General features: G+C 59.2%; 16 protein-coding genes and 1 pseudogene. 11 read left to right on the top strand and 6 right to left on the bottom strand.

Features of this window, described 5'->3' with window-relative positions; genetic code table 11:
- The 3 genes and pseudogenes from hemE to HMPREF2935_RS04230 all read left to right on the top strand — a co-directional run bounded on the left by hemE (nucleotide 1) and on the right by HMPREF2935_RS04230 (nucleotide 2,973).
- Nucleotides 1-1,041: a uroporphyrinogen decarboxylase gene (gene hemE / locus HMPREF2935_RS04240; RefSeq protein ID WP_070432522.1), complete on the top strand. Its 1,041-nt coding sequence runs from the start codon at nucleotides 1-3 to the stop codon at nucleotides 1,039-1,041.
- Complete coding sequence (locus HMPREF2935_RS04235; protein WP_061920370.1) at nucleotides 1,041-2,432, top strand: protoporphyrinogen oxidase; 1,392 nt, start codon at nucleotides 1,041-1,043, stop codon at nucleotides 2,430-2,432. The genes hemE and HMPREF2935_RS04235 overlap by 1 nt, the downstream gene beginning before the upstream one ends.
- A gap of 48 nt (nucleotides 2,433-2,480) precedes the next feature.
- A pseudogene (locus HMPREF2935_RS04230) lies at nucleotides 2,481-2,973 on the top strand (type 1 glutamine amidotransferase domain-containing protein).
- 17 nt (nucleotides 2,974-2,990) lie between these two features.
- Here the strand turns inward: HMPREF2935_RS04230 and HMPREF2935_RS04225 are convergent.
- From HMPREF2935_RS04225 to HMPREF2935_RS04205, 5 genes are all read right to left on the bottom strand, one after another.
- Nucleotides 2,991-4,127, bottom strand: a complete 1,137-nt coding sequence (locus HMPREF2935_RS04225; RefSeq protein ID WP_070732072.1) for a DUF5808 domain-containing protein — start codon at nucleotides 4,125-4,127, stop codon at nucleotides 2,991-2,993.
- Complete coding sequence (locus HMPREF2935_RS04220; RefSeq protein WP_061920376.1) at nucleotides 4,124-4,492, bottom strand: GntR family transcriptional regulator; 369 nt, start codon at nucleotides 4,490-4,492, stop codon at nucleotides 4,124-4,126. The genes HMPREF2935_RS04225 and HMPREF2935_RS04220 overlap by 4 nt, the downstream gene beginning before the upstream one ends.
- 90 nt (nucleotides 4,493-4,582) lie before the next feature.
- The gene (locus HMPREF2935_RS04215; protein WP_061920378.1) at nucleotides 4,583-6,088 is read right to left on the bottom strand and encodes an ABC-F family ATP-binding cassette domain-containing protein; all 1,506 of its coding nucleotides are present in this window, start codon (nucleotides 6,086-6,088) and stop codon (nucleotides 4,583-4,585) included.
- Nucleotides 6,089-6,208: 120 nt separating this feature from the next.
- Complete coding sequence (locus tag HMPREF2935_RS04210; RefSeq protein WP_246815642.1) at nucleotides 6,209-7,255, bottom strand: ABC transporter permease; 1,047 nt, start codon at nucleotides 7,253-7,255, stop codon at nucleotides 6,209-6,211.
- Complete coding sequence (locus HMPREF2935_RS04205) at nucleotides 7,255-7,830, bottom strand: ABC transporter ATP-binding protein (RefSeq protein ID WP_061920381.1); 576 nt, start codon at nucleotides 7,828-7,830, stop codon at nucleotides 7,255-7,257. Before HMPREF2935_RS04205 ends, HMPREF2935_RS04210 begins: the two co-directional genes overlap by 1 nt.
- A gap of 107 nt (nucleotides 7,831-7,937) precedes the next feature.
- Between HMPREF2935_RS04205 and HMPREF2935_RS04200 the strand changes: the two genes are divergently transcribed.
- Nucleotides 7,938-8,147, top strand: a complete 210-nt coding sequence (locus HMPREF2935_RS04200; RefSeq protein ID WP_049063782.1) for a hypothetical protein — start codon at nucleotides 7,938-7,940, stop codon at nucleotides 8,145-8,147.
- A 96-nt stretch (nucleotides 8,148-8,243) separates the two neighbouring features.
- Nucleotides 8,244-8,774 (top strand): Fic/DOC family protein, encoded by a 531-nt coding sequence (locus HMPREF2935_RS04195; RefSeq protein WP_210400721.1) that lies wholly within the window; start codon nucleotides 8,244-8,246, stop codon nucleotides 8,772-8,774.
- 6 nt (nucleotides 8,775-8,780) lie between these two features.
- On the opposite strand, the gene HMPREF2935_RS04190 is transcribed toward HMPREF2935_RS04195, so the two are convergent.
- Nucleotides 8,781-9,620 carry an NAD(P)-dependent oxidoreductase gene (locus HMPREF2935_RS04190; protein WP_070497754.1) on the bottom strand — a complete coding sequence of 280 codons (840 nt, stop codon included), beginning with the start codon at nucleotides 9,618-9,620 and terminating at the stop codon, nucleotides 8,781-8,783.
- A gap of 248 nt (nucleotides 9,621-9,868) precedes the next feature.
- Between HMPREF2935_RS04190 and HMPREF2935_RS13510 the strand changes: the two genes are divergently transcribed.
- The 6 genes from HMPREF2935_RS13510 to HMPREF2935_RS04165 all read left to right on the top strand — a co-directional run bounded on the left by HMPREF2935_RS13510 (nucleotide 9,869) and on the right by HMPREF2935_RS04165 (nucleotide 15,658).
- The gene (locus tag HMPREF2935_RS13510) at nucleotides 9,869-10,000 is read left to right on the top strand and encodes a hypothetical protein (protein ID WP_268751111.1); all 132 of its coding nucleotides are present in this window, start codon (nucleotides 9,869-9,871) and stop codon (nucleotides 9,998-10,000) included.
- Between the two features lie 578 nt (nucleotides 10,001-10,578).
- Nucleotides 10,579-11,901, top strand: coding sequence for a glutamate-1-semialdehyde 2,1-aminomutase (gene hemL / locus HMPREF2935_RS04185; RefSeq protein WP_061920394.1), 1,323 nt, complete (start codon nucleotides 10,579-10,581; stop codon nucleotides 11,899-11,901).
- A gap of 32 nt (nucleotides 11,902-11,933) precedes the next feature.
- Complete coding sequence (locus HMPREF2935_RS04180; RefSeq protein ID WP_061920396.1) at nucleotides 11,934-12,542, top strand: histidine phosphatase family protein; 609 nt, start codon at nucleotides 11,934-11,936, stop codon at nucleotides 12,540-12,542.
- Nucleotides 12,543-12,588: 46 nt separating this feature from the next.
- Nucleotides 12,589-13,155 (top strand): TlpA disulfide reductase family protein, encoded by a 567-nt coding sequence (locus tag HMPREF2935_RS04175; protein WP_061920798.1) that lies wholly within the window; start codon nucleotides 12,589-12,591, stop codon nucleotides 13,153-13,155.
- Between the two features lie 42 nt (nucleotides 13,156-13,197).
- The gene (locus HMPREF2935_RS04170) at nucleotides 13,198-13,998 is read left to right on the top strand and encodes a cytochrome c biogenesis CcdA family protein (RefSeq protein WP_061920398.1); all 801 of its coding nucleotides are present in this window, start codon (nucleotides 13,198-13,200) and stop codon (nucleotides 13,996-13,998) included.
- Nucleotides 13,999-14,014: 16 nt separating this feature from the next.
- Nucleotides 14,015-15,658 carry a cytochrome c biogenesis protein ResB gene (locus tag HMPREF2935_RS04165; RefSeq protein ID WP_070432526.1) on the top strand — a complete coding sequence of 548 codons (1,644 nt, stop codon included), beginning with the start codon at nucleotides 14,015-14,017 and terminating at the stop codon, nucleotides 15,656-15,658.
- Nucleotides 15,659-15,664: the final 6 nt, after the last annotated feature.

The following is a 15,664-nucleotide window of genomic DNA, read 5'->3' as shown; positions in this document are numbered from 1 at the left end:
ATGTCACGAACTAGAAACGCCCCTCTCATCGATGCCGCCGCTGGCCGCACGCCGTCCCGTCCGCCCGTGTGGTTCATGCGTCAAGCAGGGCGTTCCCTGCCGGAATACCGCAAGGTTCGGGAGGGCATCGACATGCTCGACTCGTGCTTCATGCCGGAGCTGCTCGCTGAGATCACCCTGCAGCCGGTGCGCCGCCACGACGTTGATGCCGCGATTTTGTTCAGCGATATCGTCGTGCCGCTCAAGGCCGCTGGCGTCGGCGTGGACATCGTGCCTGGCCGCGGGCCAGTGATGGAACAGCCAGTGCGCACCAAAGAGGACGTCGCCAAGCTGCCCATCCTGGACACTGATGTTCCGCAGGTTCGCGATGGCATCGCCATCATCTTGGATGAGCTGACCGAGACCCAGGCGCTTATCGGTTTCGTCGGCGCCCCATTTACCTTGGCCAGCTACCTGGTGGAGGGTGGTCCTTCCAAGAACCACGAGAAGACAAAGGCCCTTATGCATGCGGAGCCGCAGACCTGGCACGCACTGATGGAGCGCCTGACGCCGACCATCATCAACTTCCTGCAACTGCAGATGGAAGCGGGCATCGATGCGATGCAGCTTTTTGATTCCTGGGCGGGCTACCTCAATGAGCGCGACTACCGCGAGTTCGTGCTTCCTTATTCCACGGAGATTTTGAAGGCCGCGGAAGGCCGCATCCCGCGCATCCACTTCGGCGTGGGAACGGGCGAGCTGCTCGGCGCGATGTCGGAGGCTGGCAGTGAGGTCATGGGCGTGGATTACCGCGTGCCCATGGATGCCGCTGCAGGCCGTGTTAACGCCAGCGTGTTGCAGGGCAACCTGGATCCGGCGCTGCTTTTTGCTGGCGACGACGCCATTCGCAGCGCGGTGCGCACCATCAAGGGCGAGGTCGCGGCAGCCCAAGCAGCCGGCGACATCGATACGCATATCTGGAATCTTGGCCACGGAGTTTTGCCAACCACAGAGGCGGAGGCTGTTACCCGCGCCGTCTCTATCATTCACGAGGAGGGCTAATGAAGATCGCGATTATTGGTGCTGGCTTGGCAGGCCTTACAGCAGCGTGGGAGATTGCTTCCCATGACTCTGGGCACAAGGTGGACGTGTATGAGGCTGAGGGCCGCATCGGCGGCAAGCTTTACACGGTTCCGTTTAATGACGGCCCAACAGACATGGGCGCTGAGGCTTTCTTAGCCCGCAACGAAGAGGTAGTGGAATTTTTCACCAAGCTGGGCTTGGCGGATTCCTTTGTTTCTCCTTCGGGTCTATCCCCGCTGGTCTACGTCGATTCCAAGCTGCAGTCCCTGCCTTCCGGCGGCATGATGGGCATCCCGTCCTCGTCTGAGTCCATCGCTCCGCTGGTCTCTGCGGAGACCGCGCGCCGTATCGACAACGAAGAGCCTTTCGAGTGGAAAATCGGTGGCGATGTTTCGGTGGGCAAGCTGGTCCGTCAGCAGTTTGGTGACGACGTGGTGGACCACGTGGTCTCCGCCCTTCTGGGTGGCGTCTATTCCTGCACTGCGGATGACTTGGGCCTGCGCGCCACGATCCCGGCGCTGGCCGCTAGCTTGGATAAGCTCGCAGCTGATGGCCCGGTCAAGCTTTCCGACGCCGTCCGCGCAATGGAGCAGGCACGCCCACGCACCCCGGGCAAGGGGGCGCCTTTCCAGACTTTCCGCGGCGGCTACGCTGAGGTTTACGAGGCGCTCGCGGAAAAGTCCGGCGCCGATATTCACCTCGATTCCTTTATCTCCGGAGTGACCCGTGAGTCCGAGGGCTTCCGCGTCAAGGGCGCACCGAACGAGGCCGGCCTTTATGACCGCGTGCTTTTTGCCACCCCGGCGCCCACTACCGCGCGTCTTCTGCCGGCTCTTTCTCCTGCGGCTTCTGCCGCGCTGAAGAAGGTCAAACTGGCCGGTTCTGTGGTCGTCGGCTTCAAGTTCGATTCCGATACCGATCCGAACGGCAACCGCCTGCCGGATAACACCGGCATTTTGGTGGGCACGGATCAAGAGGACGTACACGCTAAAGCGTTTACGCTGTCTTCGCGCAAGTGGCCGCACCTGGCTGAACGCGGCGGCGCGCTGGTGCGTGCTTCCTTCGGCCGTTTCGGCGACGACGCCCTCGTCCGCGCGGAGGAAGACGATCTGGTTGATTACGCCTTGGACGATCTTCAGCACATCACCGGCTTCGATGGCCGCGCCGCCGGCGTTTCCGAGATCTTCACCCAACGCTGGTTCGGCGGCATCCCGCGCTACGACGAGACCCACCTGGACACAGTCGCTGCAGCGCACGCCGCGCTTGCCGACGTCCCCGGCATCGAGGCCACCGGCGCCTGGTCCGGCGGTGTGGGCGTGCCAGCCGTTGTGGCAGATGCACGCGGTGCCGTTGAGCGGCTGCTCGCGTAGTAGAGCAGCCAAGCTCTCACACGCACACAATCGGTACGATGCGGCGGCATGACTCACGTACTTATGGTTCTAAGTGGTGCCCGTGTCTGGACTCTTAAAGACGGCACGGAGCACCCCCACCGGCTTCTGGGCAGAGGAGTTCATCGCTCCTTATGACATCTTTACTGAGGCCGGATATGACATCACCGTGGCGACCCCGCGCGGGGTCAAGCCAGTAGTTGATGAAATCTCTTTGAGCATCTCCGGCGGAACCGATCCGCTTTCGGCCAAGAAGCTGAAGTCTCGCCTTGCGGAGCTCTCCGATGTCCTGGAGAACCCGGCTGACCTCCATGACCAGAACGAGGAAGATTATGACCTCGTGTTCTATCCCGGCGGCCATGGCCCGATGGAGGATGAGCTGGTGGCGCGAGGCTTGGACTACGACAAGGGCCTGCTGCCATTTCCCTCGCACGTCGTGGTAGATGGCAATCTCTACACCGGTCAGAACCCGCAATCTTCCAAGAAGCTTGCGAAGACCTTGGTCGACGCGCTCGCGGATTAGGCCATCGTTCCCGCGAATTAGGCCAGTGCCGGTAGGGCGCAGAGGACAACTGTCACTAGCAGGATGAAGGCCATGAATGCCTTCGCCTGCCAAGTGGCGAAGTTGAAGGTAACGCCCACGCCGAAGCGCTTGTCCACGAGGACTGCTGGGTCGTCGGGGTTGTAGTAGAACATTCCCCACTTGTAGTGCTCGTCGTTATCTGGCGATTCCTTGCCCTCGTCAGGGAAGCTGACACCACGCAGGGCGTCGTCAAGCTGGCTCGCCCGGAGAGCGATGAGGACCAAGAGCGCGATGACTCCGAGGATGCTGCAGAGGAGCAGGCCGTAGAATCCTACGGGCAGCCAGTCACTGAATTCGGGGAGCGGACCGGCGATTTGGTCAATAGTGAGGGGGACGCACATAGCCAGCAACAGCAGGCCGATGCCTTCGTTAGAAGCTGCCAGGATTGCATCGTTGCGCAGCTGACCTTTGATGGAGCGGTCGTTGCGGGAGTGCGACGGGAAGGCGGCCATTGCCCAGAAAATTACGGCAAAGAGTGCGATTAATCCGAGGGATACAAAAGTTCCTATAAAGACGCTCGGGACGGACTTGTCGCTCCAGGCGTCGGGCTGCAAGCCGGCACCCCAGTGCGTTGGGATGGTTTCTGGGATGTTGTCCCAGCGCATCGCAACAACGATTGCGCCGACAGCGGTGACGAGTAAGGAGCCGAGCACGCTAATCCATGGAAAGCGCACAGTGGTCTTGAGACCTGCGAGTTGCGATTCCGTAAAGCTGGTGCGAGTGATGCGTGTGGAAATCGCTGTTTCTACCTCGTCGTACCACTTGCCAGCGGCCTTTGCATCGATGATGCGGCGACGTGCCGTGACGTAGCTAAACATGGCGCCGACTACCACGATGAGCGAGGAGAAAGCGGCGACGATAGGCCACTTCCATGCGGCAAGGGTGAGCAGAGTAGTGAGGATGCCGCAGATCCAGACCTTGGTGCGGTAGGAACGCAGTGCGGCTTGAACTTGTGGGTCTTGGTGCTTGTCCTGCGGCACGCTCACACCAAGCGGCAGGGAAGCGATGGCGGGGATGGTGGCGATGGCGGGGATGGTGGCGATGGTCCAAGTGACGGCGAGGGTCATGGCCGCCATGAGGAGGGCGAAAATCATGGCAAATCCTTCAAAATTGCGTCGAGGTGGGAACGGATTTCGGAATCGTTGAAGCCCTGTGCGCGGGCTAGCAAGGCTGCGCGCTGAAGGCCCTCAACGAGTTGTTGGTTTTGTGCGTCGGTGCGGGCTCCAGGGCGAACCACCGTGCCGGAGCGCCCAGCGGTTTCGGCTAGGCCTTCGGCGACGAGCTTGTCATAAGCCTTCTTGACGGTGGCGGGATTAATGCCGAAGTCTGCGGCGACGCGTCGTACTGGATCGAGCTTGTCGCCGTCTCGTAGTTCGCCATGTGCGATGGCAGAAACGATGGCGTCGTGAAGCTGCGTAAAAAGCGGGACACCTGATTCTGGATTGAGGGTGAGGAACATGCCGACCCCCTTTCTGTGTTGGTTCAACTAATACAACGTTGTATTAGTGACTATAGCACAGATTGTGTTACTTGTAGCGATACAAAGCGATTAGAGTTCTACAGTGCGGTTAATCGAAAGACGCGAACAAAAATCTTCGTCGTGGCTCACTAAGATGAATGCACCTCGATAGGCAGAGAGCACATCTACCAGCCAGTCAACAGTGGGGATGTCGAGGTTATTCGTAGGTTCGTCTAGAAGGAGGAATTTAGGTGCTGGAGAAGAAAGCAAGACTCTCGCACATTCGGCACGAAAGCGCTCGCCTCCTGAAAGCTGCCCGAGCGGGGCATGAACGCTATCGTTTTGGAACAACAACTTAGCTAGCTGATTGCGGAGGAACTGCGGATCTTCGTTTGGATTGGCTGCGGTTACCAATTCCCACATACTCAAGTGTTCTGGAAGCGTGATGCGCTGACGCAAGTAGCCACAGGCTAGTGCGTAGTCGACGTCGCCGTTTGCCACGCGGTTGAGGAACGTTGTCTTTCCGGAACCGTTGGGACCTGCGAGTCGGACGCGCTCAGGGCCTACGATGCTGAGTAGCTCACTGCGGAGAACTTGGGTTGCGTTAGGCAGTTGAGTGTTCGGAAGCTCGATATGGACGGCAGAATCGTCGCGTAGCCGCAGCTGAGCTTTGTTGTACTCCTGCTGTGCGCTTGCCACTGATTGGGCTGCTTCGTGCGAGCGCTTGGCAGCTGTGTTTTGAGAGCGATTCTTGTCCAGGCCCAATGCGATAGGAGGCTTGCGTTTGGAAGCCGCGTACTTCTTTCCGCGACGCTCATCCCGGGCTAGCCGCGTTTGCATTGCTGACCGCTGGCGGACTTCTTTGCGTAAGGCGGCCTTGGCCTGGTGGACGTCGGCAAGCGCGGTGTCCTGTTCGTGGTCAATAGCCTCCTCATAGGAGGCGTAGTTCCCAGTAAACATGCGTAATGAGCCGTGGTAGAGCTCGGCGATGCAATCTGCGTGATTAAGTAGATCGCGGTCGTGTGAAATGACCAAAACCTGGGCCGGCGAGTCAGCGATCAAACTAAGGAGAAGTTCCTTGGACTGCGCATCAAGGTTGTTTGTAGGCTCATCCAAAATGATCACGTCAGGTTCGGAGAAAAAGAGCGCAGTAAGCGCGACAGTAACGGCCTCGCCGCCCGATAGGCTACCGATTGTGCGATCCAAGGAAATGGGCAATTCCGACGCCGCGAGCGCAGCACTGATTTTTTCCTTGAGGTCCCAACGCTCGCCCACGACCTCGACGAGCTCGTCGGTGTAGTGTCCCGCTTCGATTTGCTCGATGGCCTCCAATACTTCACGGGCGTGGAATACGTCGGCAACAGTATCGGAGACTTTCAGGCCTAAGTCTTGGTCGAGGTACCCGACGCTAGGGGCACTGACGGTACCTGAGGTTGGTTCGAGTATCCCGGCCAGCACCTTGGCCAGCGTTGATTTGCCCGAGCCGTTGGTGCCAACGAGTCCGGTGAACTGAGCGCTAAAAGTCCCATTGAGATTCGCGAAACAGGGTTTACCGTCAGGCCACACCATGGTGAGGTCAGCGAAAGAAATAGGCATGGATCGATCCGCCTTCGAGTCAGAGGTGTTGATGTGAGCTTCGAATTAAGAGCGGATCTTCATGGCAAGGAAGGTTAGCAGCGTGCGTGCGTGGTGTCCATAGTTTGTGAGGAAATGGAATTACAAGAAAAGTGCCACTGCCACTACTGCGAGGCCTTTCCAACCGCGGCTTAAGTAGCCCACCACTTCAGGGGAAAAGGAAGCACCGAAACCGCCCGTATCGACCATGCTCATTTGCGTCACGCGGGCAGGGCGGGACCTGGTGTAGCCGGCCCACGCCAGGCCTACCGCGATGACTGCAAGTGCAGCAAGTGAAAGCTGCCACACGATGGCAACAAAGACCGTTCCTATAATCGCTGTGCCTATCGCAGCGCTCATAGGAAGACCCCACTCTGCCCAAGGCCCTTCCACGATTCGCCCAAAGGAACCTGCGCGGCTTACGGCCGCACCCACCATGGACCAAGCGGTGGCAAATGCAAGAATGCCCAGCGAACCCAGGTGCGGTGCGAACCCGAGGCTCAAACCAGCAACTGCCAGTGCGCCGACGCCGATGTACCAACGCCTGCCTAGACGGCGCGCGAAAAGACCAGCTAAAGAAGCGGACGAACCGATCTGCGGTTTCAACCACATGCTTTGGCTGGCTAGGGCGTCGGAGCTGACCTCAGAGTCGAGCAGGTTCACACCTGAACTGCTCACCTGGCGGGAACGGCCAGCAGCGAGCAGTGACGCAACGGTGAAGGAACGCCAGCCCACGGCCATGCGTAATGCTGGCGCTGCCAGTGCGAATAGAGGAGATGCGCCGAGGGACACGCAAAGCAGCAACGCGAGTGCAGTGGCCCCGAGCAGCTGCAGAACTGAAATTGAATCCATGCCCCGCAGGCGTCCTTGTGGGCGGAGGTGGTAAACCCACCGAGGGCCTGACATCCCACGCAGCGGGAACAGCGCCTCCAGAAGCGCAATCAGCGCCAGCAATCCCAGGATGCCGCCCGTTGTCTGTAGAGGAGCAACGTCGGTGCGAATTACGACGAAAGGCAAATAGTCGGCGGCGTATTGCCATACGCCAAAAAGTACGCCTAGGAGACATCCAAACATGGTGATCGCTCCAACGACGTCACCGAACTTCGACAGGGCCCGTGTCATGCCAGTACGAGAGTTGGTGTCAGGCATCATAGCTCCACCAACTCATCGCACGCATCGGTGACGGTAGGCGAGTGGGACGCCACGATGATGCAGCGACCTTCTTTCGCCAGGTGGCGCAGTTCGCTGCTGAGGAATTGCGTCCACTCGGCGTCGAGGTGGCGCTCGGGTTCGTCGATAAGCAGCACTTGCGCGGGCTGGTAGAGCTGGATGGCCAGGAAAACGCGCTGGCGCTGGCCCGCGGACAAACGCGTGGCGGGGTGAGGTAGGAGCTCCTCAAGCGCCCACAATTCGATGATTTCAGCGAAGTCAACGCCAGTGGTCCGGGCGATGAGATCGATGTGCTCGCCCACGGTGAGGTCCGGTAGGAAGATTGGGTCGGCCACGGTGAGCACCGCGCTTGCCGACGCCCTCGTTCCCACCTCCTTCCCATCAACACGGACGGTGCCCTCGAGAGCCGCGAGCTCGCCACCGAGAGTGGCGAGCAGCGTCGACTTGCCTGAGCCGTTAGCTCCCTTGAGGCCGTACATGCGGCCCGGGGCAAACTCGCGGGCAAGATGGCCGAGGGCTGTGGTATGTCCGTAAGTGGCATCGATGTTCAGCATGCGGCAAGGCTATCAATTCTGCTGCTTGCAGGCTTTCAAGACCTTGGTTTTGGTACCTTGAGCTGCTAAAATTTAGCGTCAAACAGCTATTTTGGGGGAGAAAAAGAATGGTTACTCCACAGCCCGCTAATGAGTTCATAGACACCGAAATTGATAAACCGAGGGATAACAAGTTGGCCTTGGGAGACGCAGCAATGCGTTTGGCCGGCCATGACGTTAGTGACCCGAAAGTTCGTGACTTGGCCCGCCGCGTAGCCGCTGGCACGGTGTCTGCTGAGGACGCAATAGCCCAAGTTCGCCGGACGGCATTTAAGTAAGCAGGGGAAAATGAGCGGGGGTTGGAAAGATTACTTCATTCCAGGAACAACGGTTCTGAAGAATCTATTGGGGGCAACTGATGCTGAGGAGCTCCGATTACTCGAGGAAAACTGGTATTCCTGCGAATCTCGGAATTACAGCATGAGCCCCTAGAGGGGAATTTTGATTATCAGCATTTCAAAGCCATCCATCGCCACCTTTTCCAGGATGTTTATGAATGGGCGGGGCAGGAGCGTACGGCTCCTACTGACCAGTTCATGGTGAAGGCCGGTCATGCTTATTACCCAGCGGGTCCAGAGCTGACCAAGGCCGCGAACAAGATTTTTGCTGGTCTTGCCCGCGATAACCTGTTGTGCGATATGACTCTTGAGGAGTTCGTCCCGAAGCTGGCGGAAGTGTGGGGTGAACTCAACGTTGTGCACAGCTTCCGCGAGGGAAACACCCGCACGCAGACCGTCTTTTTCGCGTTCCTTGTGGATAATGCTGGGTTTGCCTTGGACGTGGAGCGCCTAGCCGTTGATAGTGAACTGCGTGAGCGGTTCATCGCTGCACGTTTTCATAGCCAGGACACAGGCGATAACGCGCAGCTGGCGCGGGTGCTGCGCGAAATCGTCGGCAACCGCTAGCTCGTGCTAGCCCTTGTTGCGGAATACAAAGATAGAAGAGAAGTCCTGGTCGCCGTGGCCCATGGACTGCTGTTCCTCAAAGCGTTCGATGGCGGCGTGCACTGCTGGCAGCGGCTTAGAAGAAGTAGCCTCTATGAGCTTGGCGTCCTTGCACAGGGCGTCGACAGTGAAGTCGCCCGGAGTGGTGTTGCGCTCACCCGTGATGAACGGGCCCTTCATGTTCTTCATGAACGCGAGGCCGGTGATATCGAGCATTTCGAGGATGACCTCGGAATCAAGGCCCTCGGATTCGCCAAGCTGCAGTGCCTCCAGCAGTCCCTCGGCGGTTACTGCCAATGCGAGGTTGGCTAGCAGCTTGCCCAGGGCGGCGGTAGCTGCGGACTCGACGCCGATCAGCTTGTTCTCACCGGCCCATGGCTCGACGATGTCCATGGCGAGCTCGCGACGGTCGTCGTCAGGCGTGCCCACATAGACGCCCAACTCGCCGTTTCGGGCTGGGCCCAGGGAACCCACGACTGGTGCGTGGACATAGGAATCCACCGCGGCGGCAAATTCGCGTGCGGCCTCCGGGGAAACGGTGGTGGTGTCAATCCAGGTAACGCCGGCGGGGATCAGCGCGGGCTCGATGATGCGCTCGCGAATGTCATCAGGACCAAACAAGGAAGTGATGATGACCTCGGCGTTTTTCACCGCCTCTTCAGGGGTATCTGCCAAGCTGGCGCCTTCTTCGACGAGAGGCTGCGCGCGCTCAGCGGTGCGGTTCCACACCGTAACCTCGTGAGATTTGAGCAGGTGGCGGGCAAGCTCGCTGCCCATTCGGCCGGTTCCAAGGAATGCGATTTTCATGGAAACCAGTGTGCCATTTTTGTTTGCGGGCGCGCAGTCAACTTCGGTGTGCCACCGGAAGAGCGCCGTGGTTCGTATCCCGTCGGTACCGCCCACACCGTGTGGGCTGGCGATGATCATCGGCGGCATCGTAGGCCTGAAAACCGTGGGCTAGGGCAGCGGGATGTAGATTTCCTCCGGGCGTGGAAGTGGTGGCGGCTTCGGGATTTGATCGATTCCCTGTTGTACCTCCGGCGGAATCGGAACCTTTGTGGGAATCCGCGGCGGCGCTGGTGGCGGCGGTGGCGGTGGCATATGAAATTCCGGCAGCTTTGGCAGGCCTGGAACTGGTGCGGGTGCTGGACGCCGTGGTGGCGGAGCCGGCGCAGGTGCGTGGATAGTTACCGTATCGGGTGAATGCGGCGGTGCTTCTGGTGGCGGGGCCAGTTGGCTTTCTTGCGGAGCTTGCTCAGGTGCGGGCGCCTTCGGTGTTTCTTTCGGCTTTGGTTCGTGTTTGCTGGATGACGCTTGCGCGGAATCTAGCGCTAAGCGTGTGGCCGGTTGTGGCGCGGAGCCCTGGGCCCAAGGCGTGGTGCTTTCTGATGTTTGCGTTTCCAGCGGTTTCATATCTTGAGCTGGAACCATGGTGACTTCTTTGCTTGCACAGGATGCACAAAATACAGCGCTAAGGCCGATAGCGCAGAAGAAAATGCGTGAGCGCATGATGAAAATTTCCCCCTTTTAAAACCACCGCCACGAGTGTTGGTTGCAAGCTGCATGAGCAGTCGGTGTGCAGCGCGCTTTGTTGTTCCCCCGGCGCTGCGATCGTGGCGATGACAGTAGCTTAACGGCAATTAGAAACCTGTGCAGGGTAAGTAGCGCGTGGAGTAGATGGAGCGGATGCAATTCGGCGAAGTGCTCTGGGTGCGGTGGCGCGTTTCGGACACTCCAACTTTTGTATAGGGACAAAGCAGTTACAATGTTGGCTATGCCTAATACGAGTCAGCAGCCAGTTTCCCAGTCCACCCAGTGGTTCGAGCGCGCCTCCAAGGTCACCCCAGGTGGCGTGAACTCTCCGGTCCGTGCCTTCGGTTCGGTCGGCGGCCAGGCCCGCGTTATCGCGCGCGGCGAGGCTTCCCGCCTGTGGGACGTCGACGGCAACGAGTACGTCGACCTGGTTAGCTCCTATGGCCCGATGATTCACGGCAACGCCCACCCGGCAATCGTGGAGGCTGTGCAGAAGGCAGCGGTCGATGGCCTTTCCTTCGGCGCGCCGACTGAGGCAGAAACCCTGCTGGCAGAGCGCATTGTGGAGCGCACCGCAGTAGAGCAGGTGCGTCTGGTCAACTCCGGCACTGAGGCAACCATGTCCGCCGTGCGCCTGGCCCGTGGCTTCACCGGTCGCGCAAAGGTGTTGAAGTTTGATGGCTGCTACCACGGCCACGTCGACGCGCTGTTGGCGTCGGCAGGCTCCGGCGTTGCTACCTTCGCCCTTCCGGATTCCCCGGGCGTTACCGGCGCAACCGCTGCCGATACCATCGTTGTGCCTTATAACGATCTGGATGCTGTCCGTGAGGCTTTTGCCGCACACCCAGGTGAGATCGCCTGCATCATTGCTGAGGCAGCCGCGGGCAACATGGGCACCGTGGCTCCCGATGAGGGCTTCAATGCGGCGTTGAAGGAAATCGCGCATGCCGACGGCGCGCTGCTCATCTTGGATGAGGTCATGACTGGTTTTCGTACCTCCCACAAGGGCTGGTTCGGCGTCGACGGCGTCGCTGGTGACTTGGTCACCTTCGGCAAGGTTGTCTCCGGTGGTCTGCCAGCTGCTGCTTTCGGTGGCCGCGCGGATGTTATGGCTTACCTGGCACCGGCTGGTCCGGTCTACCAGGCAGGTACTTTGTCCGGTAACCCAGTTGCGATGGCTTCTGGTCTGAAGTCCCTGGAGCTTGCCGACGAAGAGCTGTACCCGCGCCTTGGCGCAAACGCTGACCGCCTAACCGGTCTTATCTCTGCAGCATTGGATAAGGAAGGCGTGGCGCACAACATTCAGCGCGCTTCCTCGATGTTCTCCATCCGCTTCGCTGAGGGACGCGGCCGCAACTTCGACGACATGAAGGCTGCTGATACCTGGCGCTTTGCTCCGTTCTTCCACGCTCTTCTGGAAGGCGGCGTCTACGTTCCGCCATCAGCTTTTGAGACCTGGTTTGTCTCCGATGCGCTGACCGACAATGATTTTGAGGTAATCGAAAAGGCGCTCGCGCCCGCAGCAAAGGCTGCCGCAGCAACCCAGCGCGCTTAAAGCTCATTTAAAGAAGAGCGAAAGGAACTTCTATGTCGACGACTATCGTCCACCTGGTCCGCCACGGTGAGGTGTACAACCCGGAAAAGATCCTCTACGGACGCATCCCGGGCTACCACCTTTCCTCCCGCGGCCACTCCATGGCGGCGCGCACTGCGGAGTCCTTCCGCGGCCACGACGTGACCTACCTGGTGGCTTCGCCGCTGCAGCGCACACAGGAAACTGCGCAGCCTATCTCCAAGGTCACCGGCCTTGACGTTGAGATCGACAAGTCCGTCATCGAATCCGGTAACCGTTTTGAGGGCCTGCGCACCAAGGGCTGGAATTCCCAGCTATGGAACCCACAGCGTTGGCCGCTGCTGCGCAACCCGATGCAGCCTTCCTGGGGCGAGCCTTTTGAGGAGATCGCTGCCCGCATGGTCAATGCAGTCGAGCGCGCACGCGATAAGGCAGAAGGCCACGAGGCCATCATCGTCTCCCACCAGCTGCCCATCGTCATGGTCCAGCGCACCGCACTAGGCAAGCGCCTTGCCCACGCACCATGGGACCGCGAGTGCGACCTTGCCTCGGTGACCTCGCTCGTCTTCCAAGATGACCAGCTCATCGACATCTTCTACTCCTCCCCGGCGCAGGATATTTAAGGCAGAGCCCGTGAAACACAAACTTTTGCCTGTAGTCGCCTCGTTGATGGTTGTCGCTTCGGCTACCACTGCGTGCAGTCAAGACGCAGATAAAGCACAAAATGCAGTGGCGAGTGGCGGCACCTTTGAATTCTTTGCTCCAGGCGGAGAAAAAGTAATCAAATATGCGCCCGAAGAGCGCAAACCGTTGAAGTCCTTCACAGGAGAGAATCTGCGCCACGACGGCCAGACCATTTCTCTGGATGATTTCTCTGACCAGATCGTCGTACTGAACTCTTGGGGACAATGGTGTGCTCCTTGTCGCTCCGAATCGGATGACTTACAAAACATCCATGCCGAGCTGACCAAACGCGGTACCGGTACAGTTCTGGGAATTAATGTCCGCGACTTCAACCCGGAAATTTCCCGTGACTTTTTGGAAGATAACGGGCTGGAGTATCCGTCCATCTACGATCCGCCTTTCAAGACGGCTGCGGCTCTTGGCGGCGTACCGACCTCTGTCGTACCAACCACTATCGTGCTCGATAAGCAGCATCGACCAGCCGCCGTATTCCTGCGCGAGATCACCGATAAGGATGTTCTCGAAGTCGTAGATTCGCTGGAAAAAGAGTAGTTTCCACTGCTAGACAACTTATTTAGAATTGCGCGAGGTTTCATGGATTTTACGGATACGGCGCTCAACGTCGAATCGGTCATCACTAGCGGTCCTTTCGCCCTAGGTTTTCTCCTCGCCATGGCCGCTGGTTTGGTCAGCTTTGCCAGTCCGTGCGTGGTCCCGCTCGTTCCCGGCTATATCTCCTACCTGGCCAGTGTGGTTGGCGGTGAGGTTAGTTATGACGCGGAGTATGGCATCGGCGTCGGCAAGCGCAAGCAATGGGCCGTAGTACTTGCCGCGGCGCTGTTTGTGCTGGGCTTTACCGTGGTATTCGTACTGGCGACGGTCTCTGTTTTCGGTGCGATTTCCGCGCTGACGCTCAACGCTGATGTGCTCATGCGGATAGGCGGCATCATCACCATCCTCATGGGCGTTGTGTTCATGGGCGTGGTGCCGGTGCTGCAGAAAGATACCCGCATGGCGCCGCGACGCTGGACCACGTGGTTGGGTGCGCCGCTGCTTGGCGGCGTCTTTGCGCTTGGTTGGACGCCGTGCCTAGGCCCGACGCTCGCGGCGATTATCTCTGTCTCCGTTGGCACTGAAGGCATGACCGCAGTGCGCGGAACGTTCCTTATCATCGGCTATTGCTTGGGGCTGGGGCTGCCTTTCCTGCTCGTTGCGCTGGGCTCAGCCCGTGCCATGCGCACTATCTCTTGGATGCGGCAACACTCTCGCACCATCCAGATCATCGGTGGTATCGCCATGATTCTGGTGGGCCTCGCACTGGCTACCGGCTTGTGGGGCAACTTCATCAGCTTCATCCGCCAGTGGACGTTTGAATACGGCGCGACCCTAATTTAGGAGGATAAGAAGGCATATGAAACTTATCGTTCGCTATCTGCGCAAGGCATGGCATTGGCTGACCAGCATGCGCACCGCACTGGCGTTGCTGTTCTTGCTCGCCCTGGCGGCCATCCCGGGCTCGCTGCTGCCGCAGCGCGATCTCAACGAGGCTAACGTCAAGGACTTCATCAGCTCGCACGGCAAGGTCGCAGAAATCTACGACAAACTGCAGCTTTTCGACGTCTTTTCTTCCATCTGGTTCCAGGCCATCTTCATGCTGCTGATGGTCTCCCTCGTGGGCTGCATCATCCCGCGTTCTTGGGAGCACTACAAAGCCTGGAAGACCCCGCCTACCCGTGCTCCGAAGTACCTGGAAAAGATGCCGCTTCACGCCGAAGGTCATTCGGAGCATTCGCCGGAGGAAATCAAAGCTCGAGTAACCAAGCTGCTGAAGAAGTGGCGCGTTGCTGAATCAGGCCCGGAAGAAGACCGCCAGGGGCAGCAGTCTTTCTCCGCTGAGCGCGGCTATGCCCGCGAGCTGTGCAACCTGATTTTCCATATTGCCTTGGTGGCCATCTTGGTCACCGTTGCCGCCGGCCGCCTGTCTAACTACGAGGGCCAAGTCATCGTGGTCACCGAGTCCGGTTCCCAGGACGGGGAGACCAAACTGGATCAGTCCACCGAGTTCTGCAATACCTCGACCTCGAACTATGACTCCTTCCGCGCTGGCTCGCTTTTCGACGGCACGGGCCTGCACCCGTTCTGCTTCGTAGCCCACGACTTCACCGCGGATTACCTGGATAACGGCCAGGCGGAGATGTTTAGATCGAACGTTTCTTATGCGGAAGGCGATGACATTTACTCCGACCCTTCCACCTGGCAGGATTACGCGCTCAGCGTCAACCACCCGCTGCGCCTTTCCCATAACCGCGTCTACTTGCAGGGCCACGGCTACGCGCCGACCGTGACGGTGGAGTGGCCAAACGGCGAGAAGCGTACCCAGACCATCCAGTTCCGCCCCGATGACATGGTTCGCTTCCTTTCCTCTGGCGTCATGCGCTTCGACCCGCCGGCTGGCATGTACCCGGATCTCTTTGAGCGTCGCCAGAATCAGCTCGCCATCCAGGGCCTTTTCGCGCCGACCGCACAGTGGTCCGGGGAGAACGGTCAGCTGCTGACCTCCGCGTACCCAGGGCTTACGGATCCTGCCTTGGCAATCGATATCTACCGCGGCGATGCCGGCCTCGATACCGGCACTGCGCAGTCCATCTTCGATCTGGATTCCTCCCTGGTGCACTCGGGTCAGCTGCAGAAGATTGACCGCGTGAATCTCTCGCAGAACGAATCCGTGACGCTGGACGATGGCACGAAGGTCACCTTCAACGGTGCCTCCCAGTATGCGAATTACCAGATTTCTTATGACCCGTTCCAGAAGTGGGTCTTGGTCTCGGCCCTTTTGATGCTCGTCTCCTTGGTCGGTTCGCTAGTTATCAAGCGCCGCCGCGTGTGGGTGCGCATTAGCCCGGCCGCGGATGGAGGAACCGACATCCAGATGGCGGGTCTTGCCCGCACCGACCGCGCCGGTTGGTCCGAGGAGTTCTACGCGCTCTATCGCGAGCTTTTGGAACTGCCTGACCCGGACGAAGTAGAAGAGGATGAGATCTGGGTGGATGATTAATCCATC

The organism is Corynebacterium sp. HMSC076D02 (assembly GCF_001813815.1).
Taxonomy (GTDB): domain Bacteria; phylum Actinomycetota; class Actinomycetes; order Mycobacteriales; family Mycobacteriaceae; genus Corynebacterium; species Corynebacterium simulans.
This window is presented reverse-complemented; position numbering and strand designations above follow the sequence as displayed.

Bases quoted from the DNA above. Each gene is read 5' to 3' on its own strand.
- hemE (WP_070432522.1), top strand. From the start codon at position 1: ATGTCACGAACTAGAAACGCCCCTCTCATCGATGCCGCCGCTGGCCGC.
- HMPREF2935_RS04235 (WP_061920370.1), top strand. From the start codon at position 1,041: ATGAAGATCGCGATTATTGGTGCTGGCTTGGCAGGCCTTACAGCAGCG.
- HMPREF2935_RS04225 (WP_070732072.1), bottom strand. From the start codon at position 4,127: ATGATTTTCGCCCTCCTCATGGCGGCCATGACCCTCGCCGTCACTTGG.
- HMPREF2935_RS04220 (WP_061920376.1), bottom strand. From the start codon at position 4,492: ATGTTCCTCACCCTCAATCCAGAATCAGGTGTCCCGCTTTTTACGCAG.
- HMPREF2935_RS04215 (WP_061920378.1), bottom strand. From the start codon at position 6,088: ATGCCTATTTCTTTCGCTGACCTCACCATGGTGTGGCCTGACGGTAAA.
- HMPREF2935_RS04210 (WP_246815642.1), bottom strand. From the start codon at position 7,255: ATGCCTGACACCAACTCTCGTACTGGCATGACACGGGCCCTGTCGAAG.
- HMPREF2935_RS04205 (WP_061920381.1), bottom strand. From the start codon at position 7,830: ATGCTGAACATCGATGCCACTTACGGACATACCACAGCCCTCGGCCAT.
- HMPREF2935_RS04200 (WP_049063782.1), top strand. From the start codon at position 7,938: ATGGTTACTCCACAGCCCGCTAATGAGTTCATAGACACCGAAATTGAT.
- HMPREF2935_RS04190 (WP_070497754.1), bottom strand. From the start codon at position 9,620: ATGAAAATCGCATTCCTTGGAACCGGCCGAATGGGCAGCGAGCTTGCC.
- hemL (WP_061920394.1), top strand. From the start codon at position 10,579: ATGTTGGCTATGCCTAATACGAGTCAGCAGCCAGTTTCCCAGTCCACC.
- HMPREF2935_RS04180 (WP_061920396.1), top strand. From the start codon at position 11,934: ATGTCGACGACTATCGTCCACCTGGTCCGCCACGGTGAGGTGTACAAC.
- HMPREF2935_RS04175 (WP_061920798.1), top strand. From the start codon at position 12,589: ATGGTTGTCGCTTCGGCTACCACTGCGTGCAGTCAAGACGCAGATAAA.
- HMPREF2935_RS04170 (WP_061920398.1), top strand. From the start codon at position 13,198: ATGGATTTTACGGATACGGCGCTCAACGTCGAATCGGTCATCACTAGC.
- HMPREF2935_RS04165 (WP_070432526.1), top strand. From the start codon at position 14,015: ATGAAACTTATCGTTCGCTATCTGCGCAAGGCATGGCATTGGCTGACC.